The following is a 24,747-nucleotide window of genomic DNA, read 5'->3' on the forward strand; positions in this document are numbered from 1 at the left end:
ACGTTTTCACTCTTGTTACACTTTTTCATGTCCTGCCGCAGCGGAGTGTCTTATTCCGCCAGCAGTTTAGCGATGTCGGCGGCCAGCTCCTCGGGCTTGGTGGCGGGCGCGTAACGCTTGTAGACACTGCCGTCCTTGCGGATCAGGAACTTAGTGAAGTTCCATTTGATGGCCTCGGTACCGAGGATGCCGGGGGCGTCCTTTTTCAGTTTAGTGAACAGCGGATGGGCGTTGTTGCCGTTGACGTCGATCTTGGCGAACAGCGGGAAGGTGACGCCGTAGTTCTTTTGGCAGAAGGCGCCGATCTCGTCGGCCTGGCCCGGCTCCTGCGCGCCGAACTGGTTGCAGGGGAAGCCCAGCACCACCGCGCCCTGGTCCTTGAACTGCTGGTAGATCGCCTCCAGGCCCTGGTACTGCGGCGTGAAGCCGCACTTGCTGGCGGTGTTGACGATCAGCAGGACCTGGCCCTTGTACTGGTCCAGTTTGACGGCGGCGCCGGACAGGCTGTCGGCGGTGATGTCGTAGAGTGTGTTCAAAGTGTTCCTTTGGTTTTAGATGAGGCCCAGGTGCTCGGTGCCGGCCGACAGGTCGCGGTTCTTGGCGGCCTTGCCTTCGAGCTTGATGGCCAGGCGCAGGTCGTTGACGGAGTCGGCGTTGCGCAGCGCGTCCTCGTAGCTGATGATGTCGGCCTCGTGCAGGTCGAACAGCGACTGGTCGAAGGTCTGCATGCCCAGCTCGCGCGACTTCTTCATCAGCTCCTTGATCTCGTGCACTTCGCCCTTGAAGATCAGGTCGGAGATCAGCGGCGAGTTGAGCATGATCTCGATGGCCACCGCACGGCCCTTGGATTCCTTGCGCGGGATCAGGCGCTGCGAGATCATGCCCTTCAGGTTCAGCGACAAGTCCATCAGCAACTGCTGGCGCCGTTCCTCGGGGAAGAAGTTGATGATGCGGTCGAGCGCCTGGTTGGCGCTGTTGGCGTGCAGCGTGGCCAGGCACAGGTGGCCGGTCTCGGCGAAGGCGATCGCGTGGTCCATGGTTTCGCGGTCGCGGATCTCGCCGATCTGGATCACGTCCGGCGCCTGGCGCAGCGTGTTCTTCAGCGCCACCGCCCAGTCGTCGGTGTCGACGCCGACCTCGCGCTGGGTCATGATGCAGTTCTTGTGCGGGTGGACGTACTCGACCGGATCCTCGATGGTGATGATGTGGCCGTAGCTGTTCTCGTTGCGGTAGCCGACCATGGCGGCCAGCGTGGTCGACTTGCCCGAGCCGGTGGCGCCGACCATGATCACCAGGCCGCGCTTGGACATCACCACGTCCTTGAGCACCTCGGGCAGGCCGAGGTCCTCGAGCTTGGGGATCTCGCTGGTGATGGTCCGCAGCACCATGCCGACCGAGCTCATCTGTACAAACGCCGACACCCGGAAGCGGCCGAGATCGCCGGGGCTGATGGCGAAGTTGGCTTCCTTGGTCAGTTCGAAGGAGGCGGTCTGCTTGTCGTTCATGATGGAGCGGGCCAGGTCCATGGTGTGGGCCGAAGTCAGCACCTGCGACGATACCGGCGTCATCTTGCCATCGATCTTGATCGCGGGCGGAAAGCCGGCGGTAATAAACAGGTCCGAACCCTTCTTGCTGGTCATCAGCCGCAGCAGGTCGAACATGAATTTGGATGCCTGGTCGCGTTCCATGATGTGTCCTTTTTCGTTAACAACTTTGGGGTCAAGTCTGGCATTCGGACACAGCCTCTGCCTTGGGCTTGGGGTCAAGTCTGGCATTCGGACACGAGCCCAACCGTAGGCGCCGCCCTACGGTTGAGCTCGTGTCCGAATGCCAGACTTGACCCCATTATTAGGGTTGAGCCCGTGTCCGAATGTCAGACTTGACCCCATTTTTTTAGCCGGGGAAGTTGTCCGGCGTCTTGGCGGCGTTGCGGGCGGTGGCGGCGCTGATGACGTTGCGCCGTACCAGGTCCGTCAGGTTCTGGTCCAGGGTCTGCATGCCGACGTTGCTGCCGGTCTGGATCGCCGAGTACATCTGCGCGATCTTGGCTTCGCGGATCAGGTTGCGGATCGCCGGCGTCGCCACCATGATCTCGTGCGCCGCCACCCGGCCGGCGCCGTCCTTGGTCTTGAGCAGCGTCTGCGAGATCACCGCCTGCAAGGATTCGGACAACATCGCCCGCACCATCTCCTTCTCATCGGCCGGGAACACGTCGACTATGCGGTCGATGGTCTTGGCGGCCGACGAGGTGTGCAGCGTGCCGAACACCAGGTGCCCGGTCTCGGCCGCCGACAGCGCCAGCCGGATGGTCTCCAGGTCGCGCAGCTCGCCGACCAGGATGGCGTCCGGATCCTCCCGCAGCGCTGAACGCAGCGCGTTGTTGAACGACAGCGTGTGCGGCCCCACCTCGCGCTGGTTGATCAGGCATTTCTTTGATTCGTGCACGAACTCGATCGGATCCTCGATCGTCAGGATGTGGCCGTATTCGTTTTCGTTGAGGTGGTTGACCATCGCCGCCAGCGTGGTCGACTTGCCGGAGCCGGTCGGCCCCGTCACCAGCACCAGCCCGCGCGGCTTGAGCGCGAACTCGGCAAAAATTTTCGGCGCGTTCAGGTCTTCCAGGCTGAGGATCTTGGACGGAATCGTCCGCAGCACCGCCGAGGCCCCGCGTTCCTGGTTGTAGGCGTTGACGCGGAAGCGCGCCAGGCCGGGAATGGCGAACGAGAAGTCGCATTCAAGCATCTCCTCATAAGCCTTGCGCTGGCCGTCGTTCATGATGTCATAGATCATGCCGTGCACATCCTTGTGCTCCAGCGGCGGCAGGTTGATGCGCCGCACATCGCCGTGCACCCGTATCATTGGCGGCAGGCCGGCCGACAGGTGCAGGTCCGAAGCCTTGTTCTTGACGGAGAATGCGAGAAGTTCGGAGATGTCCATTTATAATCCCTGTGCCTGACGTTGGTGAGGTGCCCGCTGCGGCGCCTGCCCCTGTTTTTAACGATTTTTACTCGATGATTATGTCCCTGATCCCCCAGAACTTGCAAGCAGTCACCTCGACAATCGTTGCCGCAGCCCAAGATGTTGGCCGTGCGCCGCAATCGGTGCAGTTGCTGGCCGTCTCCAAGACCTTCGGGCCGGACGCGGTGCTGGAGGCGGTAGAGGCCGGCCAGCGCGCCTTCGGCGAGAATTACCTGCAGGAGTCGCTCGACAAGATCGCGGCGCTGAAGGCGGCCGGTGCGCCCGCGCTGGAGTGGCATTTCATCGGTCCGATCCAGAGCAACAAGACGCGCCCCATCGCAGAGAATTTCGATTGGGTGCACACGGTCGAGCGCGAGAAGATCGCGCAGCGGCTGTCCGAGCAGCGGCCGGCAGGCATGGCGCCGCTGCAAATCTGTTTGCAGGTGAATATCAGCGGGGAAGCCAGCAAGAGCGGCGTGGCCCCGGCGGAACTGGCGGCGCTGGCCCACAAGGTCGCGGCGCTGCCCAATCTCACCTTGCGCGGCCTGATGGCGATCCCCGAGCCGGTCGAAGACTTTGCGCAGCAGCGGGCGGCGTTCGCCCAGCTGCGCGTGCTGTACGAGCAGTTGCGCGCCGAGGGCCTGGCGCTCGACACGCTGTCGATGGGCATGTCGGCCGACCTGCGCGCCGCCATCGCCGAAGGCGCGACCATCGTGCGCATCGGCAGCGCCATTTTTGGTTCACGAAACTACAACAAGGTTTGACGATGAAAATAGCATTTATCGGCGGCGGCAACATGGCCTCCGCCCTGATCGCGGGACTGGCCAATAAACTGACCGCTGGCGCCAACATCCACGTGGCCGATCCGAACGCGGAAGCGCTGGCCCGCCTGCAGCAGCAGTTCGGTGTGACCACGGCCAGCGGCGCCGATGCCGCGGTGTCCTCGGCGGACGTGATTGTGCTGGCGGTCAAACCGCAAAGCATGCGCGAAGTGGCGGCGCAGTTGCTGCCGCTGATCGACAAAACGAAACAGCCGCTGATCGTCTCGATCGCGGCCGGCATCCGCATCGAGGATTTGTCGCGCTGGCTGGGTGGCTACGGCGCCATCGTGCGCTGCATGCCCAACACACCGGCGCTGATCGGCATGGGCATCACCGGCATGGCGTGCACCACCGGCGTGAGCGCGCAGCAGAAGCAGGCGGCGGACGATATCCTGCGCGCTGTCGGCCCGACCGTGTGGCTGGACGACGAGTCGCAGATCGACGCGGTGACGGCGGTGTCGGGCAGCGGCCCGGCCTATGTGTTCTACTTCATCGAAGCGATGCAGCAGGCCGCGCAGGACATGGGCCTGAGCGCGGAACAGGGCAGGCAGCTGGCGCTGGCCACCTTTGCCGGCGCCTCGCAGCTGGCGGTGCAGTCGACCGAGCCGGTGTCGCTGCTGCGCGAACGGGTGACGTCGAAGGGCGGCACCACTTACGCGGCGCTGACCAGCATGGAGGCCAGCGGCGTGAAGGGCGCGATCATCCAGGCGATGAAGGCGGCCCAGCAGCGCGGCAAGGAAATGGGCGACGAGCTGGGTTCCTCCAGCTAAAACGAATGGCGGCATCTTCGCGGGTGGCGGGCAGGCTGCCGCTCGCGCCATCAGCTAGGCGCCGTCGCAGCCTTGCTTCATCGCCGCGATCCACGCGCGTATCAATTCCACGCCCTCCTTGTGCACCGAGCCGCGCCCCAGTTCCGGCATCATGATGCCGGTCTGGTCGGAGCTGAGCCGGTAGACCATGATCGATTCATCCGGCTTGCCCGGCGCGATGCCGTAGCCATGGCCGCCGGTGCCGGCGCCCGCCGCCACCGGCGGCTTGCACAATCCCAGATGCAGATCCGCCGGCGCGCCGATGTTCAAATGCAGCGCCGTGGTGTTGGCCGCGCCCTTGTCGTTGTGGCAGTGGGCGCAGTTGATGTCCAGGTAGGCGCGGGCGCGCGCGTCCAGCGTCTGGCCCTGGTCGCGCCAGTTGGCGTTGTGCGGCGCGGCCGTCGCCGCATTGGCCGGCACGCCGCTCAGGTAACCGATGCGCGCCAGGTAATCGAGCTGGTTGACGGTCACGCCGTCGTAGCTGTAGTTGCGGTTCATATGCCGCGCCTTCGGGCCGATGGGTTGGAACTGGCGCGACTTCACATCGGCCACGTGGCAGGATGCGCACTGGTTCACGTTCGGCACCACATAGGTCAGCGGCTTGCGGGTGCGGTCCTCGTGCACCACCTCCAGCGGCACCTGGTCGCCGGTGCGCGACAGCACGGCCTCGGTCTGCTCGGCGTTCCATACGTAGGGCAGGGCGATCCAGCCGTCGGCGCGACGCACCAGCAGCCGCGTTTCGACCAGGCGCACGTTGGCCAGATCGAGCTTGTCGCCGCCGGTCTTGCTGGTGTCGTAGGTGGCCAGCACCGCCTTGGCGGGACCGTCCGCCTTCGGATAGTAGAAGGTCTTGCTGATGATGGTCCCGACCGGGAACTCGAAGGTGGTGTCGGGGTTGTAGACGGCGCTCTGGCCCTTCGGCATCCACACGGTGCGCAGCTTCTGCGCGTAGTCGGTAAACAGCGGCGTGTTCAGGTCATACGGCACCACACCGGTGTTCAGGTTCAGGCGCCCGCCGGAGACGGCCATCAGGTGCCAGTCGCTCAACTTGGCCGGATTGCCTTCGGTGATGAAGCTCACCGGAACCTGGGTCTGCGTGCATGCCGCGAGCATCAGCGCGCACGCCGCTGCGCTCAGTCTCGCCATCATGACTGCGCGGAGAGTTGGGTGATCGTCACCGGTGGCAGCTTGGCCAGCTCGCAGCGGAACGGCGCCGTGTCCTTGCTGGGGTTCTTGTATTTGTTCGGACCGTCGGCGTTCAGCACGTCCACGCCGTCCTGGATGCAGATGCGCTGCTCGGCCGGCAGTACGCCCTTGACCAGCAGCTTGGTGTCGACGTAGCCGTCCCACAGCACGTCGGGCAGGTGCCCGCTGATGCCGTACATGGCGATCTTCAGCGCCTTCAGATCGAGGCCGTCGGGCGAATCGCCGCCGCCCTTGAAGCGGTTGCCGTACACGTAGATCGCCTTGGGATACGGGTCGTAGCCGGCGGCCACGCCCTTCTCGGTGTAGTAGCCGGTGGAGTGGTAGCTGGAGATGATGACGTTGGCGGTCTGGTTGTCGGTGACGTCGTTGTCGAATATCTCCACCTTGGAATTGGAGTTGATGACGATGCCGGAACCAGCCGGCACGCTGGCCACGGCCGTGCCGCGCGCGGCGAAGTTACCGAGGTTGTTCTTGTCGACCTTGTTCTTGTACACGCGGGTGCTGTGTCCCGGCTGCGACAGGTTGGGCATGTTGAACACCAGGATGCCGCCGGTGTTGTTGGTGGCGACGTTGTCGTACACGTCGGCGTTGATGGTGTTCTCGATCTCGATGCCGGCCACGTTCTGCTCGGCGCGCGAGCGGCGCACCACCACGCCGTTGGACTGGCCGACGTAGATGCCGGCGTCGGAGGCGGCGATGGCCACGCTGTCCTCGATCAGCACGTTGCGGGTCTTGACCGGGTAGATGCCGTAGGCGCCGTTGGTGACCTTGGAGCCGCCGGTCCACTGCACTTTGACCTTGCGGATGGTGATGTTGTCGCCGTCGTTGATCTTCAGGCCGTCGCCCTTGGAGTCCTCGATGGTCAGGCCCTCGATGGTGAAGTTGCTGGCGTAGACCAGCATGCCCTCCGGCCCGGTGACCTGGCCCTTGAACGAGAGGATGGTCTTGTCCATGCCGGCGCCGCGCACCGTCACGCCGTTGCCGCGCAGGGTCAGGCCGCTAGTGAGATGATAGGTGCCGGCCGGGATCTCGACCACGCTGCCGGGTTTGGCGTCGAGCAGCTGCTCCTGCAGCTTCTTCTGGAACGCCGCGTCGGCGCCGGCTTGTTCCGCCGAGACGGGCGCCTCGGTCTTGCCGCAAGCACCCAGCAGGGCGCTGATCGTACCGCAAAGAGCAACTGCGCGTATGGCCTTGTACATGTCGTCCCCTCATTCTATTTGTTAGAACTTGTCAGATGTAGAGTGCTTGGCAACATTGAGTATAGCAGCATGTTTTGGGCCGCAAGCGCGTATCATGGCCTGGTTCGTACCATGTGGCGCGACAGCGACGGAAAGGAAAAAAGATGACGAATCGCCGGGTATTTATTTTGAACTCCTGTGCCGGGCTGGCCGCTGCTACGCTGGGCTGCATGGCCTGGGCCGAGGATCGCGTGCCGCTCAAGGAGGACGAGCCGCTGGCCAAGGAGTTCAACTATGTGATTGACGCGGCCAAGGTAGACGGGCACAAATTCCCCGACTTCAAACCGGGCGACCGCTGCGGCAAGTGCCAGATCTACGAAGACGGCCCGAACAACATGGGCGGCTGCGCCATCTTCCCCGGCAAGCTGGTGGCGGCCGGCGGCTGGTGTACTTCGTTCGGCTGAGAAAATGCTTGTCGGCATATAGGATTTCGACTACGATCTGTGACCTAACGTAAGTCAACCCAATTTTCTGAAAGGAGTTCGCGATGCAAAACCTGAACACTACCGCTCACTCCTTGGGTCTGGCTGGTTACTTCCAGGATTAATTCAAGCGGCATTCTGTCCGCCTTCCGCAAGTCTCCCGCACTATGATCGGCGCTCGTCCGCTGGTGTAAGGCCACGCCCAATCCACTTATCTTTTTCAGGATTGGCTCCATCATGGGCAATTTTATTCAGCATCTTTCTGATCGCGTGTCGATCATCGCGTCCGATCGCCTCTGGCTTGAAGACGCAGCAATACAGCAGGCAAAAACCACGGCCAACTTGCCGGGCATGCGGCGTGTCGTCGGCCTGCCCGATCTCCATCCCGGACGCGGCTATCCGGTCGGAGCCGCCTTCTTCAGTACCGGTCATTTCTATCCTGCGCTGGTTGGCAATGACATCGGCTGCGGCATGGCGCTTTGGCAGACCGACCTCTTGGCCGGCAAAGCAAAACTCGACAAGATGGACAAGCAAATCGGTAACCTCGATGACGTTGTCGATGACGGCGAATGGGCGTCACTTGAACGTTTCGATCCAGCGCTGGCGGCGAAGGTTGAGGCGCTGAGCGCCGCGTTGCGGCTGGCGGGCTTGGAGGCGGCCTGCCTGCGTTCCCTGGGCACGATAGGTCGCGGCAACCATTTTGCTGAGCTTCAGGTGGTAGACCGGATAGAGTGCAGCGAGACTCTGTCTCGGACCGCGCTGGCGCCCAAATGCCTGCAACTGCTGGTGCATAGTGGTTCGCGCGGATTGGGACAGGCGATACTGGCCGATCATGTTGAGAAATACGGTCATGACGGACTGGCCGCTGGCGGGGAGGCGGCCCAAGCTTACTTGCGGCAGCACAGCGCTGCCGTGCAGTTTGCCGAAGTCAACCGCGCAGTGATCGCGGCCCGTGTGCTCCAGCGCTTGCGCTGCGACGGTGAACGGGTACTCGATGTCAACCACAACACCGTCACGCCGGCCCATATCGACGACTGTGACGGCTGGCTGCACCGCAAGGGCGCCACGCCCAGCGATCTGGGACTGGTCATGCTGCCCGGCTCGCGCGACGACTACAGTTACTTGATCGAGCCGCTCACAGATAACGGAGCGTTAAGTCTGCATTCCCTGGCGCATGGCGCTGGCCGCAAGTGGCAGCGTACGGATTGCAAAGACCGTCTGGTGAGGCTAGCGACACCATCGCAGTTGAGCCGGACGTCACTGGGCGGCCGCGTGATTTGTAATGACCGGGCCTTGATCTATGAGGAGGCGCCGCAGGCATACAAAAATGTCGAGAGCGTCCTTGGCAGTTTGGTCGGCGCGGGTCTGGCACGCGTGGTGTATCGCAGCAAGCCTGTATTAACCTATAAAACACGCGGGGAGTGCTGCTGATGATCTGGCTACAACTCACGGCCAACACTGGCCCAGCTGAATGTTGTCTTGGCGTGAAAAAGGCACTGGCACGGTTGATGGAGGAAGCTGCCGCGTCCGGCGTCAGCGTCACACTTGTTGAAGAGGTCGACGGACCGGTTAACGGCACGTTGCGTTCTGTCTTGTTGCAGCTGGAAGGCGAGGCAGCGGAGGACGCGGCGCGACGCTGGAGCGGAAGCATACTCTGGACTTGCGACAGTCCCTACCGCCAGCAACACAAGCGGAAGAACTGGTTCCTGATGGGGGCCGAGCTGACGCCGCCGGCAGCGTCGCTTGGGAATGGCGAGATCCGTTATGAAGCGACGCGCGCGTCAGGACCAGGGGGACAGCATGTCAACAAGACCGACAGTGCAATCCGCGCGACGCACGTGGCGACGGGACTATCTGTGAAAGTGCAATCGGAGCGGAGCCAGCATGCGAACAAGAAGCTCGCCGCGCAGTTGCTGGCGCTGAAGCTGGCCAGGCTGGCGGAGGAGGCGGAAAGCAGCGTTCGCACCGAGCGCCACATGCAGCACAAGCAGGCGGAACGCGGCAATGCCCGGCGGGTATTTGTCGGGCCGCGCTTCGTCGAGCGTTTGCCTCAATAGGGTGCGGATGGGTGTCGCTAGCATTAACCAGGATCACGATCAAGTCTCATGGCGTCAAGATCGCCGTCCCAGTTCAGTTTGCCGCGTTGTAGGCGAAGCTGTTCTTGATTATGAAGGCCGAGCTCTATCGCCTGCTGCTCGTTTTTCACACCTGGGACTTGTAACCCGAGCCGCATCAATTTGTCGTCGCGATAACGATGTTTGTTTGGATGACTGCTCCCGGCGGGCACCTGCAAATTCTAGCGCAATCGCTGGCTATTTGCGGGCGACCAGTAGTCCTACCACCACGCCAAGCGCCGCGCCGAGGCCCACCGATTTCCACGGATTGTCGCGCACGTAGACGTTGGCCGATGCGGCCGCGCCGCGGCTGCGGGCGATCAGGCTGTCCTCCAGCTTGCGCAGGTCGGTCCTGGCGGTGCGCAGCGTGTCGTCGAAACGGGCGCGGTTTTCCGAGGCGGGCGTGGGGTCCTTGGCGGCGTCCTTGAGCCAGTCCTCGGCCTCGCCGATGGCGTGCTTCAATTCGTTCATCAGCCTGTCGCGCGCGGCGGCGCTGGCGGCCTGGTTGTCGGCGACGTCTTTGCCATTCTGTTGAATCTGATCCATGGTGACCTCATCGGATGTCGGTTGAAAGAGGATAGCCATTGTAGGCAGCACCCGCGCCGGCGCTTTGCGCTGCCTCAATCGAGTGGGCTAGCGCAACGCGTAGTCCAGCGCCACGCCCGCGAACACCGCCGCGCCCAGCCAGTTGTTGTGGCGGAAGGCGTAGAAGCAGGGATCGCGCTCGCGCCCGCGGATCAGCGTGTAGTGATAGCAGGCGATGCCCGCCGCCACCGCCACGCCGCCGGCGAACCACACGCCCATGCCCAGCTGCCAGCCGCAGGCCAGCAGCAGGCCCAGATGCACGGCGTAGCACAGCATCACCGCCGCCACGTCGTAGCGGCCGAAGGTGATGGCCGAGGTCTTGATGCCGATCTTCAGGTCGTCGTCGCGGTCGACCATGGCGTATTCGGTGTCGTAGGCCACGGCCCAGAACACGTTGCCGAGCAAGAGCACCCAGGCCACCATCGGCACCGTGTTCTGGATCGCGGCAAACGCCATCGGAATGCCGAAGCCGAAGGCGATGCCCAGGTAGGCTTGCGGGATCGCGAAGAAGCGCTTGAAGTAGGGGTAGGTGCCGGCGATGATGACGGCCGCCACCGACAGCTGCTTGGTCAACGCGTTCAGCGGCAGGATCAGGCAGAACGACAGCAGCGACAGCGTGCCGGCGATCGCCAGCGCTTCCTTGCCGCTGATGCGGCCGCTGGTGATGGGCCGCTGCGCCGTGCGCTTGACGAATTTGTCGATGTCCTGGTCGGCGTAGTCGTTCATCGCGCAGCCGGCCGAGCGCATCAGTAGCGTGCCGAGCGAGAAGATCAGCACCAGCGTCAGGCTGGGCTTGCCGTTGGACGCCAGCCACAGTGCGCACAAGGTCGGCCACAGCAACAGCAGCGTGCCGATGGGTTTGTCCAGCCTGACCAGGCGAAAATACAACTCCAGCTTGTTCATGGGTAGTGTCGCTTGAAGGGAAAGATCAGGATTATCGCAAATCCTGGCGCGGCTGGCTCAATCGCCGGCGCAGAGGGTGGTGATGCCGGGCAGGTTGCAGGCGGCTACGACTTCGCACACGGCGTCGATGGCGGCCTTGCGGGTGAAGCTTTTACGCCACACGATCACCACCCGGCGCGACGGCACCGGCGCGTCGAACGGGCGGAATTGCAGCATGCCTTCCTTGGCATCCATGTCCGGCACCGAGGCGCGCGGCAGCACGGTCAGGCCGATGCCGCTGGCCACCATGTGGCGGATGGTCTCCAGCGACGAGCCTTCGAAGGTGCGCTGCATGCCATTGCCCGGCGCGGAAAAGCGCGCCATTTCGGGACACACTTCCAGCACCTGGTCGCGGAAACAGTGTCCGTTCCCCAGCAACAGCATGTTTTCGGTCTTCAGGTCGTCGGCCGGGATGGTGCGGCGCTTGGTCCACGCGTGCTGGGACGGCATCGCCACCACGAAGGGCTCGTCGTACAGCGCCTGCATGGCCATGCCGTGCTCGGGCAGCGGCAGCGCCATGATGGCGGCGTCCAGCTCGCCCTGGCGCAGCATCTCGATCAGGCGCACGGTGAAGTTTTCCTGCAGGATCAGCGGCATCTGCGGGACTTTGTCGATCATGCCCTTGACCAGCGGCGGCAGCAGGTAGGGGCCGATGGTGTAGATCACGCCCAGGCGCAGCGGGCCGGCCAGCGGGTCCTTGTTCTGCTTGGCGAGTTCCTTGATGGCGGCGGTCTGCTCCAGCACGCGCTCGGCCTGGGCGACGATCTGCGCGCCCAGCGGGGTGACGGAAATCTCGGCGCCGCCCCGTTCGAACAGCACCACGCCCAGCTCATCTTCCAGTTTCTTGATGGCGACCGAAAGCGTCGGCTGGGCGACGTAACAGGCTTCGGCCGCATGTCCGAAGTGTTTCGCTCGTGCAACGGCGACGATATATTTCAGTTCGGTCAGTGTCATGAATGTATTTGAACACAGGCAATGCTGGGATGCAATAATTAACCCGTATTGTAGCGAATGGTGTCGATATAATGCAGCGTATGTTGGCGTCATCCATCGAAAGGCAAGCATGTCCTCCACATTTGGTCCAGAAGAAGCGCAAGCCTATCTGCACAAGTTGCTGAAGGTGATGCACCATACCGGCGGGTCGGACCTGTTCATTTCCGCCGATTTCCCGCCGAGCATGAAGTCGCAGGGCGCGATGAAGCCCCTGAGCCAGCAGAAGCTCACCGGCAGCGTGACCCGCGCGCTGGCGCTGTCGATCATGAACGAAAAGCAGAAGCGCGAGTTCGAGGCCGAGCTGGAATGCAACTTCGCCATCTCGCTGCCGGAGGTGTGCCGCTTCCGCGTCAACGTCTTCGTGCAGCAGCAGAACGTGGCGATGGTGATCCGCACCATCGCCTCGGAAATCCCGAACTTCGAGAAGCTGGACCTGCCCGAGGTGCTGAAGGAAGTCATCATGACCAAGCGCGGGCTGGTGCTGGTGGTGGGCGGCACCGGCTCCGGCAAGTCGACCACGCTGGCGGCGATGATCGACTACCGCAACGCCAACTCGGCCGGCCACATCATCACGGTGGAGGACCCGGTCGAGTACGTCCACAAGAACAAGGGCTGCCTGATCACGCACCGCGAGGTGGGCGTGGACACGCTGTCGTGGCACAACGCGCTGAAGAACACGCTGCGCCAGGCGCCGGACGTGATCCTGATCGGCGAGATCCGCGACACCGAGACCATGGAGCACGCGATCGCGTTTGCCGAGACCGGCCACCTGTGCCTGGGCACGCTGCACGCGAACAACTCCAACCAGACCATGGACCGCATCATCAACTTCTTCCCGGAGGAGCGGCGCAACCAGCTGCTGATGGATTTGTCGTCCAACCTGCGCGCCATCGTCTCGCAGCGGCTGGTGCGCACCGAGGACGGCAAGGGCCGCAAGGCGGCGATTGAAATCCTGCTCAACACGCCGACCATCGCCGAGATGATCTTCAAGGGGAACTTCCAGGCGATCAAGGAAATCATGCACAAATCGCGCGAGCTCGGCATGTGCACGTTCGACCAGGCGCTGTACGAACTTTATAATAGGGGCTACATCGCCTACGAAGAGGCGATCCGCAACGCCGACTCGGCCAACGGCTTGCGCCTGCAGATCAAGCTGCGCGGCGACCGCAAGGAACCTGGCGACAACAGTCCGGCCACCGCCGATACGCTCAGCATGCAGATCGACGACGAGCCGGAAAACGAAGAACCCAAATAACCGAAGAACTCCATGCCTCAATTTGAATCCAAGATCTGCACCCGTGAACAACTGGCCGCGCGCGTGGCCGCGCTGCCCAAGCCGGTGGTGCTGACCAACGGCGTGTTCGACATCCTGCACCGCGGCCACGTCACCTACCTGGCGCAGGCGCGGGCGCTGGGCGCCTCGCTGGTGGTGGCCGCCAACACCGACGCCTCCGTCAAGCGGCTGGGCAAGGGCGACGACCGTCCGCTCAACAACTGCGCCGACCGCATGGCGGTGCTGGCCGCGCTGGAATCTGTGAGCCTGGTGGTGGACTTCGACGAGGACACCGCGCTGGAAGTGGTGCAGCAGGCGCGGCCGGAAATCTACGCCAAGGGCGGCGACTACCAGATGGACGCCATCCCCGAAGGCCAAGCCGTGCTGGCCTACGGCGGCCGGGCCATCGCCATCGATTTCGAGCACGACCGCTCGACCACCAAGCTGCTGACCAAGGTGCGCGCCCAGCGTCCGTGATATGCGTCTCCTGATTGCCGCCTTCGCGGCGCTGGTGTTCCTTGGCGTGCTGTGGGGCCCCGCGTTCGCGGTCGCGCTGCGCTACTGGCGGCGCGGCGACGCGCGCGCCTTCCGCCAACTGCGCTTCCTGTATCCGGCCCAGCTGATCGCCACGGTCTCGCTGGCCTTCGCGGCCGACCTGCTCGGCCTGCGCAATCCGGCCGCGCTGGCGGCCGCCAGCACGCTCTGCGTCAGCGCGGCCGGCGCCGGCGCGCTGGCCATCCTGCTCCAGTTTGGGGTCAAGTCTGACATTCGGACACGAACTCTACCGTAGACGTCTGCTACGGTAGAGCTCGTGTCCGAATGTCAGACTTGACCCCAATTTTATGCACGGATGTCGGGCTTGGTCCAAATCTTATGCGCCGCCGGCGTAGCCGTTCTGGCGCCAGGCTTCGAACACCACCACGGCCACCGTGTTGGATAAATTCAGGCTGCGGTTGTCGGGACGCATCGGCAGACGGATGCGCTGGGCCGGTGGGAACGTTTCGCGGAAGGCCGGGTCGAGGCCGCGTGTTTCCGAGCCGAACACGAACACGTCGCCCGGCCGGAAGGCGGCGTCGGCGAACGGCGAGGAGCCGTGCGTGGTCATGGCGAACATGCGCGACGGCTCCGGCTGCACCTCGGCCAGGAAGGCTTGCCAGTCCGGGTGGACTTTCATCTTCGCGTATTCGTGATAGTCCAGGCCGGCGCGCTTGAGCTTGGCGTCTTCCAGCGGGAAGCCCAGCGGCTCGATCAAATGCAGCTGCGCGCCGGTGTTGGCGCACAGCCGGATCACGTTGCCGGTGTTCGGGGGAATTTCAGGTTGGACTAGTACGACGTGAAACAAAACAATTCTCCTCTTGTAAATTCAATGCGGCGGCGTGCGCGCGAACACCAGGTTGCTCACCTGCGCCGCGCCGTGGCGCTTCAACGTGGCCGCCAGTTCGTTCAGCGTGGCGCCGCTGGTCATCACGTCGTCGACCACGCCGATGTGGCGGCCCTGCACCAGCGCCATGTCCGGTATCGCGAACGCGCCGGCGATGTTGTGCCGCCGCCGCTCCGGCGTGACGCTGCTTTGCGCCGCCGTCTCCTGCACCCGGCAGGCCAGCCGCGGATGCAGCGCCACGCCCAGGCTGCGCGCCAGGGGCCGCGCGATCTCCAGGGCCTGATTGTAGCCGCGTTCGGCCAGCCGGCGCGGCCCCAGCGGCACCGGGCAGAGCAGGGCGGGCAGCGTGAAGCCGGGCTGCTGCAGGACGGCGTCGCGCAGCAGGCGGGCAAACAGCGTGGCCAGCGCGAGGCGGTGGCCGAATTTCAGCTGCAGCACCAGCTGGTCCAGCGGCATCGCATAATCCGCCGCGACCAGCGTGACGTCGAAGGCCGGCGGCTCGGCGCGGCAGGCGCCGCACAGCTGGCCGCGCGCCGAGTCCGGCAAGGGATTGGCGCAGCGCGGACAGCGCACGGCGGCAACGCCGAAGAACTGCGCGGCGCAGTCTGGACACAGCAATTCATCGCCGCCGGCCGCGCACAACGCGCACGAGGCCGGCAACACGCCGCGCAACAAGGCCGCGCCGCCGCGATGAAGCAGGGCGCGCATTGTGCCGATTGTCGGGGTAACAGACATCCACCCTCCCATGCGCCGTTCCCGCTTGCGCGGAAACGGTGTGCCTTCCAGGACGCGTTTGCGTTCAACCATGTACACTGCCGACATTATCGCACTACACCGAACGACATCATGGAAGTCCCCGCAAAACCCCCTAAACTGAGCGCCCCGATCGACCAGGTGCGCGTGCGCGCGCTGTTCAGCCGCCCCGGGCGCGTCGCGCCGTCCGATTTCCTGCGCCGCGAAATCGCCTCGCGCATGTTCGACCGCCTGGAGCTGATCAAGCTCGCGCCCCAGCGCGTGCTGGACGCCGGCTGCGGCCCCGGTGCCGATCTCGCACTCTTGCAAAAATCCTATCCCGCGGCCCACATCGTCGGCATCGACGCGGCCGAGGCCATGGCGCGCGCCGCCCAGGGCCCGGCCGCGAAGCCGTCGTCGCTGAACCAGCTGCTGAGCAAGCTGCTGCCGGCCAAGACCGGCATCGACACGCTGTGCGGCGATTTCGCCGAACTGCCGCTGGGGCCGCATTCGGTGGACCTGGTCTGGTCCAACCTGGCGCTGCACTGGCATCCGCAGCCGGACCGCGTGTTCGCCGAGTGGCGCCGCGTGCTGCGCGTGAACAGCCTGCTGATGTTCTCCTGCTTCGGGCCGGACACCTTCCGCGAGCTGCGCGCCGCCTTTGCCGAGGCCGACCTGGCGCCGCACGCGCTGCCCTTCGTCGACATGCACGATTTCGGCGACCAGTTGGTGGAGGCGGGCTTTTCGACGCCGGTGCTGGACATGGAGGTCATCACCGTCACCTACGACACGCCGCAGGCCCTGCTGGCCGACGTGCGCGCGCTGGGCGGCAACCCGCTGGGCACGCTGCGGCGCGGCCTGATGGGCAAGCAGGCATGGCGGCGGATGCTGGACACGCTGGAGAAGAACCGCCGCGCCGATGGCAAGCTGGGCCTGACTTTCGAGGTGATTTACGGCCACGCCTTCCGTCCGGCGCCCAAAGTGACCTCAAAAGGCGAGGCCATCATCCGTTTCGATTTACCACGAAAGCCGCGCCAGTAGCGGGTTTGCGGGCGCACTGTGGCGCCCCGGGCCACGCCATAGTTGTGATTTGGATTATTTCTTGATGTGGATCGTTTTTGTTATATATAATCATTCACTAATTTTGCCAGCAGATCACGCCGCCAGCTATAAATCAGCGAGGGGAGCGAGAGGCAGGCAAGGACGAGCACGAACGAGCAGTTGAATTAAGCAGAATCAGGCTTTCGCGTTGTCCCTGGGCAGTATCTGGGGATGAAGCGGCAAGCCTCAAGGTCCCGCCGGGGTCGCGTCACGAAGAATTTTTCGGACGAGGCTGGCATGGGGCCTGAAGTTGTTTAAGGAGCGCGGCGCCGGTTCAGTTCACCGAAAACCGGAGTCGTTAAAAAAATATTTTAATTTCTTGGGTGGTTGGGGAAAACATGAAACATGCGAAGCGACTTCAATCGTTGATGCTCGGGCTGTCGGTAACGGCGGCAAGTATCCCAGCGTGGGCGGCTGACAAGGCGGCATCCGCGGCAGGTACCTACACTGCGGCGACCGGCGGCACCGGCGGTCCCACCGCCGGCGAGCTGAATCTGCAACCTCCGGCGACCCAGATCGCTTCCGAAATCTACAGCCTGCACACCTGGATGATGCTGGTCTGCCTGGTCATCTTCGTCGGCGTGTTCGGCGTGATGTTCTACTCCATCTTCAAGCACCGCAAATCGCTGGGCCACAAGCCGGCCACCTTCCACGAATCCACCGCGGTGGAAATCGCCTGGACCGTCGTGCCCTTCCTGATCGTCATCGGCATGGCGCTGCCCGCCACCCGCACCGTGGTCGGCATGAAGGACACCTCCAACGCCGACATCACCATCAAGGTCACCGGCATGCAGTGGAAGTGGGGCTACGACTACCTGAAAGGCGAAGGCGAGGGCATTTCCTTCCTGTCCAACCTGTCGACCCCGCGCGCGCAAGTGGGCTCGCCCGGCTTCGAGCCGACCGAGAAACGCGGCGACAACTACCTGATGGAAGTCGACAATGAAGTCGTCGTTCCTGTCAATAAAAAAATCCGCCTGGTCACCACCGCCAACGACGTGATCCATTCGTGGTCGATCCCGGCCTTCGGCGTCAAGCAGGATGCGATTCCCGGCTTCGTGCGCGACACCTGGTTCAAGGCCGAGCACACCGGCACCTATCGCGGTTTCTGCTCCGAGCTGTGCGGCAAGGAACACGCCTTCATGCCGATCGTGGTGCGCGTGGTCAATGACGACGAGTACAAGACCTGGGTCGACGGCAAGAAAAAGGAAATGGCCGCGCTGGCCGACGATCCGACCAAGACCTGGACCATCGACGAGCTGAAAACCAAGGGCGAGAAAGTCTACTCGACCAACTGCGTGGCCTGCCACCAGGCCAACGGCAAGGGCGTGCCGGGCGCGTTCGCACCGCTGGACGGTTCGGCCGTGGTCAACGGTCCGAAGGCGGAACAGATCAACGTTCTGCTGCACGGCAAGAAGACCGGCAAGTACGGCGCTTCGGAAATGCCGGCATGGAAGCAACTGTCGGATACGGATATTGCGGCTGTCATCACCTACACCCGTAACAGCTGGTCGAACAAGGCCGCCGAAAACATCGTTCAACCAGCCGAAGTTGTGGCTGCACGTAAGTAATCAGGAGCGTTACAAATGAGCACAAGCACCTTGGATCACGCACACGATCACGATCACGCTCACGACCATCCCCATGGTCTGTCGCGCTGGTTGTTCGCCACCAATCACAAAGACATCGGTACGCTGTACCTGTGGTTCTCCTTCATCATGCTGCTGTCCGGCGGCGTGCTGGCGCTGATGATCCGCACCGAGCTGTTCAAGCCGGGCCTGCAGTTCTTCCAGCCTGAGTTCTTCAACCAGCTCACCACCATGCACGGCCTGGTGATGGTGTTCGGCGCCATCATGCCGGCCTTCGTCGGCTTCGCCAACTGGATGATCCCGCTGCAGATCGGCGCGTCCGACATGGCCTTCGCCCGCATGAACAACTTCTCGTTCTGGCTGCTGCCACCGGCGGCCATCCTGCTGGCGACCTCGTTCCTGGTCCCTGGCGGCGCCACCGCGGCCGGCTGGACGCTGTACGCGCCGCTGTCGACCCAGATGGGCCCCGGCATGGACATGGCGATCTTCGCGATGCACCTGATGGGCGCCTCGTCGATCATGGGCTCGATCAACATCATCGTCACCATCCTCAACATGCGCGCGCCCGGCATGACGCTGATGAAGATGCCGATGTTCTGCTGGACCTGGCTGATCACCGCCTACCTGCTGATCGCCGTGATGCCGGTGCTGGCCGGCGCCATCACCATGACGCTGACCGACCGCCACTTCGGCACCTCGTTCTTCAACGCCGCCGGCGGCGGCGACCCGGTCATGTACCAGCACATCTTCTGGTTCTTCGGCCACCCCGAGGTCTACATCATGATTCTGCCGGCCTTCGGCATCGTCTCGCAGATCCTGCCGGCCTTCGCCCGCAAGCAGCTGTTCGGCTACGCGTCGATGGTGTACGCCACCGCGTCGATCGCCATCCTGTCGTTCATCGTCTGGGCCCACCACATGTTCACCACCGGCATGCCGGTGACCTCGCAGCTGTTCTTCATGTACGCGACCATGCTGATCGCCGTGCCGACCGGCGTCAAGGTGTTCAACTGGATCGCCACCATGTGGAAGGGCTCGATGACCTTTGAAACCCCGATGCTGTTTGCCGTGGGCTTCATCTTCGTGTTCACCATCGGCGGCTTCACCGGCCTGATCCTGGCCGTGACCCCGATCGACATCCAGCTGCAGGACACCTACTACGTGGTGGCGCACTTCCACTACGTGCTGGTGGCCGGCTCGCTGTTCGCGCTGTTCGCCGGCTTCTACTACTGGTCGCCGAAATGGACCGGCCACATGTACAACGAAGCGATGGGCAAGACCCACTTCTGGCTGTCGCTGATCACCTTCAACATCACCTTCTTCCCGATGCACTTCCTGGGCCTGGCCGGCATGCCGCGCCGCTACGCCGACTACTCGGCGCAGTTCACGGACTTCAACATGATCGCGTCCATCGGCGCCTTCGGTTTCGGCCTGTCGCAGGTGTTCTTCCTGTTCTTCGTGATCCTGCCGACCATCCGCGGCGGCAAGAAAGCCGAAGCCAAGCCATGGGATGGCGCGGAAGGCCTGGAGTGGACCGTGCCGTCGCCGGCGCCGTTCCACACCTTTGAAACGCCACCGCAGTTCAAATAATCATGGGCGAACAGAAGAAGCCGAATAACGCGCGGACCGGCCTGCTGTTGGCCGGCATGGCCCTGTTCTTTTTCCTGTCCGTGTTTGTCAAGCGGATGTGGCTGAGCTGACGTGAGCAAAGACCAGGAAACAGGCGGGCTGAACCGCACCTTGCTCGGCAAGCTGATCGTGGTGGCGGTGCTGATGTTCGGGTTCGCGTACGCGCTCAACCCGTTCTACCGCCAGATCTGCGAGGCGCTGGGCATCAACGTGCTGACCCAGAAGGACGGCACGGTCAGCGTGGACGCCAACACGCAGATCGACAAGACGCGCAGCGTGACCATCGAGTTCGACGGCAACGCCCAGGGGCCGTGGCGTTTCCGTCCCGTGACGCACAGCATGAGCGTGCATCCGGGCGAGCTGGCGACCGTGATGTACGAGGTGGTCAACACGCAGAACCGCGAGGTCAGCGCGCAGGCGATCCCGAGCTACGCGCCGCAAAGCGCGATGCCGCATTTTAAGAAGGTCGAGTGTTTCTGCTTCAAGCAGCAGACCATGAAGCCGAACGAGGCGCGGCAGATGCCGGTGGTGTTCTTCATCGACCCGGCGCTGCCGAAGGAGGTGAAGACCATCACGCTGTCGTACACCTTCTTCGAGGTGGGCGGTCTGGACAAAGCCAAGACCGCGGCCAGGTAAGGGGGCGCCATGGAAGAGAACAAGAAGCAAGCGTCGTTCATGTATTCGATGAAAGCGGTGTTCTGGTCGTTCTTCGGCCTGCGCCGCAAGAGCGATTTCGATACCGATTCGGCCAAGCTGAATCCGGTGCACATCCTCATCGCGGCCTTGATCGGCGTGGCTTGTTTTATTGGACTGCTGATCACTATCGTAAAGCTGGTAGTTTCAAAATAAATTTAGGGAGATGAAGATGAGTTCACAAAACGCCGCGGCACCGTACTACTTCGTGCCTGGTCCATCCAAATGGCCGCTGCTGGCAGGCATGTCCCTGCTGACCACCATGATCGGCGCCTCGGCCTGGGTCAATGACGTCTCGTGGGGGCCGGCCGTGAACTTCGTGGGCCTGGCCGCCATCATTTCGGTGCTGTACTTCTGGTTCGGCGACGCCATCAAGGAATCCGAGGCCGGCCAGTACGGCCAGCGCATCGACCATTCCTACCGCTGGTCGATGGCCTGGTTCATCTTCTCGGAGGTGATGTTCTTCGGCGCCTTCTTCGGCGCGCTGTTCTACGCCCGTTCGATCACCATGCCGTGGCTGGGCGACCTGGACCACAAATTCATTTGGCCGGACTTCGCCGCGCACTGGGGCAACACCGGTCCGGCCGGCACGGTGCAGGAATTCAAGACCATGGGGCCGTTCCCCATCCCGACCATCAACACCGCGCTGCTGCTGACCTCGGGCCTGACGCTGACCATCTCGCACCACGCGCTGCGCGCCGGCCACCGCGCGCAGACCGCGTTCTGGCTGTTCGCCACGATCGCCCTGGGCGCGATCTTCATGGGCTTCCAGGCCTTCGAATACCACCACGCGTACACCGAACTGAACCTGAAGCTGACCTCGGGCATCTACGGCTCGACCTTCTTCATGCTGACCGGTTTCCACGGCTTCCACGTGACGATGGGCGCGATCATGCTGTCGGTGGTGCTGTACCGCGTGCTGCGCGGCCACTTCACGCCCGACCACCACTTCGCCTTCGAAGGCGCGGCCTGGTACTGGCACTTTGTGGACGTGGTCTGGCTCGGCCTGTACGTGGTCGTGTACTGGCTGTAAGCACGCGCAGTCGCAACGATTACGCCGTGGCGATGCCGCCGCGGCGCCCACGACAAGGCCGCCTCCGGGCGGCCTTATAGTTCGGACAGCGGCGTATTTTCGCCGGAGGTGCCGGCTTCGAGCGCGGTGATCAGTATGCCCAGGTCGTGCTCCAGGCGCGCCAGCGTTGGCGCATCCAATGCCGACAAGGCGTCCGGCAGCACGCCGGCAAACGGCATCGGCGCATGGGCCAGGCGCACCTGGCCCGCCGGCAGCAATGTCATCGTCGCGGTCCGGCGGTCGGCGCCGCTGCGGTCGATGGCGACGAGCCCCTGGGCCGCCAGGTTCTTGACCAGGTTGCTGGCGGTGGTCTGGTGGACGTCGAGGGCCCGGGCCAGCTCGCCGACCCCGATGCCCGGGCGCTGTTGCACCACGCTGAGCGCCCACAGCTGAGCGCCGCCGATGCCGGCGCTCTTTTCGACCTGGCGGAAATGGGTTTTCACCGCGTTGAAGACGATCCGGAATTGCCTCAGTACTCTGGTTGACGGTGCAAATTCCGCGGCGCTTGTCGTGTTGCCGGTCTTTTGCCGGCTGGAGGTATGGTTCGGTGGCATGGCGGGATGATAGCCGATAAATACTGCGTGGCCGTGGGATTGCTTATTCGCCGGCCCCGCGCTGAGGCCAGTTCTTCTCCAGGATCGCCCACAGGATCAAGCCATAGGACAGCAAGCGCACCAGGTAGTGGTAGGGCGAATCTTCGTTGACCGCGCCTTCCCACGCCGAATAGCAGCGGTGTATCCCCTCCACCAAAAACGACAGCGCGAAATACAGGAAGAACCGTTGCCCGGAGTTGCGCCAGAAGCGCAGGAAGAACAGCGTAATCATAAACGATGCCATGACGATGGCGCCGGTCAGGAAGTTGATCATCGTGGCCTCACTTGTTCTCGTAGATTAGACCAAACAACAGCAGCAGCAGCGCGACCAGGGCGCAGGCGAGGCGCCATTGCAGCAGGTCGACTTGCGGAAACACCAGCTTGTCCAGCACCAGCAGCACATTGTTGACGGACAGGCCAATGAAGCACAGCCCGCTCCAGAATAACAAGCGCACGCGATTGCGCCGATAGCTGCTGAGCAGCATCCATGCGCAGGCCAGCGAGGTGAGTGTGCACAGTCCGTAGATGGTTTGCGCCATGTCAGGGTTCCTTTCGCCAGGTGAATGCATCGGCAAACTGCTGGGCTTGCTTATCCAGTTTCGAGTGTATCAATACCGTCACGCCCACCAGATTCGCGGCGTAGCATGCCGCCAGTTGATCGATCATGGCGGCCAGTTCCGGATGGCGGGGCCAGTACTGGTAAGTGAGCGCCTTGTCGTCCTTCGCGCTGGCCAGCGCACCGATGGCGCGCAGCTCGTCGAGCAGCTTGCGCGCGGCGCGCTCGGTCACGTAGAGGCGTTGCGCGACGGCCGCGATGTCCCATTGCTGCGCGGGCGAGCCGCGCAGCAGGAGCAGGGCTTCCAGGTGCGGCACCGATGCAATGCTGGTCAGGATGAAGCGCTGCAACTCATCGGGCACGGGCGCGGGCGCGGGTGTCATCGCTCCGGCTCCGGCAGGCCGTCGTCGGGCTGCGCGGCCGTGGCGCTCAAGCGAGCCGGGATCGGGACGGCGCCGCGCCGCCATCGCGCACAACGGACCGGAAGAGTGGGGGGACACATTTGACAGATTATATTGCAGCAAAGTATATTTGTACAAATGTAGTTTGCCCGTATCCGTACATTTCACAGCAGAGCCTGAGAAGGCCTTCATCCTCGTGCCGGCGAGGATTTTTTTTAAGGTTGGCCATCTATACCATGAAACACCAGCACAACACCATCGCGGCGTTCAACCGGGAATTCCGCAACTGGCGCATCTGGGCCACGCGCGGCATCGTGGTGGCGGCCGCCGGCGTGGCCGGGCTGACGGTGGTGGCTTTTACATGGCTGGGCGAGCAAGCGCTGGCGTTGTTCATGCGGGGTTTTCACGCGGATGCATGGATGGCGCTGCTGTGGACACCGGTATGCACGGCGGCGATCGTCTGGATCACGCGGCGCCATTTCGCCGCTGCCGCCGGTTCCGGGATACCGCAGGTGATGGCCGCGCTGGATCCGCTGGCGCCGCCGCAGGCCACGGGCAGGCTCGTCTCGCTCAGGCTGAGCCTGGCGAAGGTGGGATTGACCACGTGGGGATTGCTGGCCGGATTGTCGCTGGGACGGGAAGGGCCGTCGGTGCAGGTGGCCGCCGGCATCATGCTGACGGCCCGGCGCTGGCTGCCGGAGCGGTCGTCGGTCACCACCCACGGCCTGCTGGTGGCGGGCGGCGCGGCCGGCATCGCCGCGGCATTCAACACCCCGCTTGCCGGCGTCATGTTCGCCATCGAGGAGCTGTCGCGCACCCCCGAGCAGCGCAGCAGCGGCCTGCTGATGTCCGCCATCGTGCTGGCCGGCCTGATCGCGGTCTCGATCTACGGCAATGCCACCTACTTCGGCATCATCCACGCCAGCGGCATCGACCTGTCATTGCTGTTGCCCGGCATATTGGTGGCGCTGGTCAGCGGCCTGGCGGGCGGGCTGTTCTCCCGCCTGTTGCAGGTCTCGCTGGGCGGCCAGGCCGGCGACGCGCTGTCGCGCCTGCGCCGCAGCCATCCGGTGGCGTTTGCGGCGCTGTGCGGCCTGGTGGTGGCGGTGATCGGCGTGGTCTCCGACGGGGCCACCTTCGGCAGCGGCTACACCCACACCCGCGACATGATTGCCGGCACCGAGAGCGTGCCGGCGCTGTTCCTGCTGCTGAAGTTTGTCGCGACCTGGTTGACGACCTGGTCCGGTGTGCCGGCAGGGATTTTCGCGCCCTCGCTGGCGATCGGCGCCGCGCTCGGCAACGACATGGCGCAACTGCTGCACTCCCCGCAGGCGACCGCCCTGATCGCGCTCGGGATGGTCGGATTTCTTGCCGCCGCCACGCAGGCGCCGCTGACGTCCTTCATCATCGTGATGGAAATGGTGGACGGGCACTCGATGGTGCTGAGCCTGATGGCATGCGCCATGGTGGCGCGGACCGTTTCCCGCGTGATCGGTGCGCCGCTCTACACCGTGCTGGCGCAACAGCAACTGGCCAACGCATCCCGGTGAATCGCGCGCCCGGCGAACAGCTTCCGTCCCGGCCGCGGCCCGATTCCCTTGCGTGGAAAAAGGTTTTTCGAACTGCGCTATCAGGTGAACTATAA

30 protein-coding genes are annotated in these 24,747 nt (G+C 63.7%); 16 read left to right on the forward strand and 14 right to left on the reverse strand.

Features of this window, described 5'->3' with window-relative positions; all coding sequences use genetic code 11:
• Nucleotides 1–50: 50 nt before the first annotated feature.
• The 3 genes from GTP90_RS05345 to GTP90_RS05355 all read right to left on the reverse strand — a co-directional run bounded on the left by GTP90_RS05345 (nucleotide 51) and on the right by GTP90_RS05355 (nucleotide 2,937).
• Nucleotides 51–536 (reverse strand): glutathione peroxidase, encoded by a 486-nt coding sequence (locus GTP90_RS05345; protein ID WP_161082519.1) that lies wholly within the window; start codon nucleotides 534–536, stop codon nucleotides 51–53.
• A 15-nt stretch (nucleotides 537–551) separates the two neighbouring features.
• Nucleotides 552–1,688, reverse strand: a complete 1,137-nt coding sequence (locus GTP90_RS05350) for a PilT/PilU family type 4a pilus ATPase (protein WP_161082520.1) — start codon at nucleotides 1,686–1,688, stop codon at nucleotides 552–554.
• 205 nt (nucleotides 1,689–1,893) lie between these two features.
• Nucleotides 1,894–2,937, reverse strand: coding sequence for a type IV pilus twitching motility protein PilT (locus GTP90_RS05355; protein ID WP_161082521.1), 1,044 nt, complete (start codon nucleotides 2,935–2,937; stop codon nucleotides 1,894–1,896).
• An 80-nt stretch (nucleotides 2,938–3,017) separates the two neighbouring features.
• On the opposite strand from GTP90_RS05355, the gene GTP90_RS05360 reads away from it, so the two are divergent.
• Together GTP90_RS05360 and proC are read left to right on the forward strand one after the other, a co-directional pair.
• Complete coding sequence (locus GTP90_RS05360) at nucleotides 3,018–3,722, forward strand: YggS family pyridoxal phosphate-dependent enzyme (RefSeq protein ID WP_161082522.1); 705 nt, start codon at nucleotides 3,018–3,020, stop codon at nucleotides 3,720–3,722.
• A gap of 2 nt (nucleotides 3,723–3,724) precedes the next feature.
• On the forward strand, nucleotides 3,725–4,549 hold the full coding sequence (proC, locus tag GTP90_RS05365) for a pyrroline-5-carboxylate reductase (protein WP_161082523.1): 825 nt from the start codon (nucleotides 3,725–3,727) through the stop codon (nucleotides 4,547–4,549).
• Between the two features lie 54 nt (nucleotides 4,550–4,603).
• Here the strand turns inward: proC and GTP90_RS05370 are convergent, their stop codons facing one another.
• Both GTP90_RS05370 and GTP90_RS05375 read right to left on the reverse strand, forming a co-directional pair.
• The gene (locus tag GTP90_RS05370; protein WP_161082524.1) at nucleotides 4,604–5,737 is read right to left on the reverse strand and encodes an SO2930 family diheme c-type cytochrome; all 1,134 of its coding nucleotides are present in this window, start codon (nucleotides 5,735–5,737) and stop codon (nucleotides 4,604–4,606) included.
• A complete protein-coding gene (locus GTP90_RS05375; protein ID WP_161082525.1) occupies nucleotides 5,734–6,993 on the reverse strand; it encodes a parallel beta-helix domain-containing protein in 1,260 nt (419 codons plus the stop codon). Before GTP90_RS05375 ends, GTP90_RS05370 begins: the two co-directional genes overlap by 4 nt.
• A 143-nt stretch (nucleotides 6,994–7,136) precedes the next feature.
• Here GTP90_RS05375 and GTP90_RS05380 point away from each other — a divergent pair, with 143 nt between their 5' ends.
• The 3 genes from GTP90_RS05380 (at nucleotide 7,137) to prfH (ending at nucleotide 9,511) form a co-directional block, all read left to right on the forward strand.
• On the forward strand, nucleotides 7,137–7,436 hold the full coding sequence (locus tag GTP90_RS05380; protein WP_161082526.1) for a high-potential iron-sulfur protein: 300 nt from the start codon (nucleotides 7,137–7,139) through the stop codon (nucleotides 7,434–7,436).
• A gap of 255 nt (nucleotides 7,437–7,691) precedes the next feature.
• Nucleotides 7,692–8,885: an RNA ligase RtcB family protein gene (locus tag GTP90_RS05385; protein ID WP_161082527.1), complete on the forward strand. Its 1,194-nt coding sequence runs from the start codon at nucleotides 7,692–7,694 to the stop codon at nucleotides 8,883–8,885.
• Entirely contained in the window at nucleotides 8,885–9,511 is a 627-nt protein-coding gene (gene prfH / locus GTP90_RS05390) for a peptide chain release factor H (protein ID WP_161082528.1), read from the forward strand. The genes GTP90_RS05385 and prfH overlap by 1 nt, the downstream gene beginning before the upstream one ends.
• Before the next feature lie 255 nt (nucleotides 9,512–9,766).
• Here the strand turns inward: prfH and GTP90_RS05395 are convergent, their stop codons facing one another.
• The 3 genes from GTP90_RS05395 to GTP90_RS05405 form a co-directional block, all read right to left on the reverse strand.
• The gene (locus GTP90_RS05395; RefSeq protein WP_161082529.1) at nucleotides 9,767–10,114 is read right to left on the reverse strand and encodes an ElaB/YgaM/YqjD family protein; all 348 of its coding nucleotides are present in this window, start codon (nucleotides 10,112–10,114) and stop codon (nucleotides 9,767–9,769) included.
• Between the two features lie 87 nt (nucleotides 10,115–10,201).
• Complete coding sequence (gene ubiA / locus GTP90_RS05400; RefSeq protein ID WP_161082530.1) at nucleotides 10,202–11,056, reverse strand: 4-hydroxybenzoate octaprenyltransferase; 855 nt, start codon at nucleotides 11,054–11,056, stop codon at nucleotides 10,202–10,204.
• Nucleotides 11,057–11,113: 57 nt separating this feature from the next.
• Nucleotides 11,114–12,049, reverse strand: coding sequence for a hydrogen peroxide-inducible genes activator (locus GTP90_RS05405; RefSeq protein ID WP_161082531.1), 936 nt, complete (start codon nucleotides 12,047–12,049; stop codon nucleotides 11,114–11,116).
• Between the two features lie 109 nt (nucleotides 12,050–12,158).
• On the opposite strand from GTP90_RS05405, the gene GTP90_RS05410 reads away from it, so the two are divergent.
• From GTP90_RS05410 to GTP90_RS05420, 3 genes are read left to right on the forward strand one after another with little or no spacing between them, the layout of a single operon-like run.
• On the forward strand, nucleotides 12,159–13,343 hold the full coding sequence (locus tag GTP90_RS05410; RefSeq protein WP_161082532.1) for a PilT/PilU family type 4a pilus ATPase: 1,185 nt from the start codon (nucleotides 12,159–12,161) through the stop codon (nucleotides 13,341–13,343).
• Nucleotides 13,344–13,355: 12 nt separating this feature from the next.
• A complete protein-coding gene (gene rfaE2, locus GTP90_RS05415) occupies nucleotides 13,356–13,838 on the forward strand; it encodes a D-glycero-beta-D-manno-heptose 1-phosphate adenylyltransferase (protein WP_161082533.1) in 483 nt (160 codons plus the stop codon).
• A 1-nt stretch (nucleotide 13,839) separates the two neighbouring features.
• Nucleotides 13,840–14,151 (forward strand): hypothetical protein, encoded by a 312-nt coding sequence (locus GTP90_RS05420; RefSeq protein ID WP_161082534.1) that lies wholly within the window; start codon nucleotides 13,840–13,842, stop codon nucleotides 14,149–14,151.
• Nucleotides 14,152–14,232: 81 nt separating this feature from the next.
• Here GTP90_RS05420 and GTP90_RS05425 read toward each other — a convergent pair whose 3' ends face one another.
• A complete protein-coding gene (locus tag GTP90_RS05425; RefSeq protein WP_161082535.1) occupies nucleotides 14,233–14,703 on the reverse strand; it encodes a tRNA (cytidine(34)-2'-O)-methyltransferase in 471 nt (156 codons plus the stop codon).
• A 21-nt stretch (nucleotides 14,704–14,724) separates the two neighbouring features.
• A complete protein-coding gene (locus tag GTP90_RS05430) occupies nucleotides 14,725–15,450 on the reverse strand; it encodes a ComF family protein (RefSeq protein WP_254451741.1) in 726 nt (241 codons plus the stop codon).
• Nucleotides 15,451–15,588: 138 nt separating this feature from the next.
• Between GTP90_RS05430 and GTP90_RS05435 the strand changes: the two genes are divergently transcribed.
• The 7 genes from GTP90_RS05435 to GTP90_RS05460 all read left to right on the forward strand — a co-directional run bounded on the left by GTP90_RS05435 (nucleotide 15,589) and on the right by GTP90_RS05460 (nucleotide 21,513).
• Nucleotides 15,589–16,515 carry a methyltransferase domain-containing protein gene (locus GTP90_RS05435; RefSeq protein WP_161082537.1) on the forward strand — a complete coding sequence of 309 codons (927 nt, stop codon included), beginning with the start codon at nucleotides 15,589–15,591 and terminating at the stop codon, nucleotides 16,513–16,515.
• 398 nt (nucleotides 16,516–16,913) lie between these two features.
• Nucleotides 16,914–18,143, forward strand: a complete 1,230-nt coding sequence (gene coxB / locus GTP90_RS05440; protein WP_161082538.1) for a cytochrome c oxidase subunit II — start codon at nucleotides 16,914–16,916, stop codon at nucleotides 18,141–18,143.
• A gap of 15 nt (nucleotides 18,144–18,158) precedes the next feature.
• The gene (gene ctaD, locus GTP90_RS05445; RefSeq protein WP_117012970.1) at nucleotides 18,159–19,748 is read left to right on the forward strand and encodes a cytochrome c oxidase subunit I; all 1,590 of its coding nucleotides are present in this window, start codon (nucleotides 18,159–18,161) and stop codon (nucleotides 19,746–19,748) included.
• A gap of 2 nt (nucleotides 19,749–19,750) precedes the next feature.
• Nucleotides 19,751–19,858, forward strand: a complete 108-nt coding sequence (locus GTP90_RS36600) for a cytochrome oxidase small assembly protein (protein ID WP_217431939.1) — start codon at nucleotides 19,751–19,753, stop codon at nucleotides 19,856–19,858.
• A 1-nt stretch (nucleotide 19,859) separates the two neighbouring features.
• Nucleotides 19,860–20,423 (forward strand): cytochrome c oxidase assembly protein, encoded by a 564-nt coding sequence (locus tag GTP90_RS05450; RefSeq protein WP_161082539.1) that lies wholly within the window; start codon nucleotides 19,860–19,862, stop codon nucleotides 20,421–20,423.
• Between the two features lie 9 nt (nucleotides 20,424–20,432).
• Complete coding sequence (locus GTP90_RS05455; RefSeq protein ID WP_161082540.1) at nucleotides 20,433–20,636, forward strand: DUF2970 domain-containing protein; 204 nt, start codon at nucleotides 20,433–20,435, stop codon at nucleotides 20,634–20,636.
• Between the two features lie 16 nt (nucleotides 20,637–20,652).
• Nucleotides 20,653–21,513, forward strand: a complete 861-nt coding sequence (locus tag GTP90_RS05460) for a cytochrome c oxidase subunit 3 (RefSeq protein ID WP_161082541.1) — start codon at nucleotides 20,653–20,655, stop codon at nucleotides 21,511–21,513.
• 74 nt (nucleotides 21,514–21,587) lie between these two features.
• Here the strand turns inward: GTP90_RS05460 and GTP90_RS05465 are convergent, their stop codons facing one another.
• From GTP90_RS05465 to GTP90_RS05480, 4 genes are all read right to left on the reverse strand, one after another.
• Complete coding sequence (locus tag GTP90_RS05465) at nucleotides 21,588–21,995, reverse strand: MarR family winged helix-turn-helix transcriptional regulator (RefSeq protein WP_371875024.1); 408 nt, start codon at nucleotides 21,993–21,995, stop codon at nucleotides 21,588–21,590.
• Between the two features lie 154 nt (nucleotides 21,996–22,149).
• Nucleotides 22,150–22,419 carry a DUF5985 family protein gene (locus GTP90_RS05470; protein ID WP_161082543.1) on the reverse strand — a complete coding sequence of 90 codons (270 nt, stop codon included), beginning with the start codon at nucleotides 22,417–22,419 and terminating at the stop codon, nucleotides 22,150–22,152.
• A gap of 7 nt (nucleotides 22,420–22,426) precedes the next feature.
• Nucleotides 22,427–22,684, reverse strand: coding sequence for a DUF5985 family protein (locus GTP90_RS05475; protein ID WP_161082544.1), 258 nt, complete (start codon nucleotides 22,682–22,684; stop codon nucleotides 22,427–22,429).
• A gap of 1 nt (nucleotide 22,685) precedes the next feature.
• Entirely contained in the window at nucleotides 22,686–23,084 is a 399-nt protein-coding gene (locus tag GTP90_RS05480) for a hypothetical protein (RefSeq protein WP_161082545.1), read from the reverse strand.
• A gap of 254 nt (nucleotides 23,085–23,338) precedes the next feature.
• On the opposite strand from GTP90_RS05480, the gene GTP90_RS05485 reads away from it, so the two are divergent.
• A complete protein-coding gene (locus tag GTP90_RS05485) occupies nucleotides 23,339–24,652 on the forward strand; it encodes a chloride channel protein (RefSeq protein WP_161082546.1) in 1,314 nt (437 codons plus the stop codon).
• The last annotated feature ends 95 nt before the right edge of the window (nucleotides 24,653–24,747 follow it).

Origin of the sequence: Duganella vulcania, assembly GCF_009857655.1 — a bacterium.
Lineage (GTDB): Bacteria > Pseudomonadota > Gammaproteobacteria > Burkholderiales > Burkholderiaceae_D > Rugamonas > Rugamonas vulcania.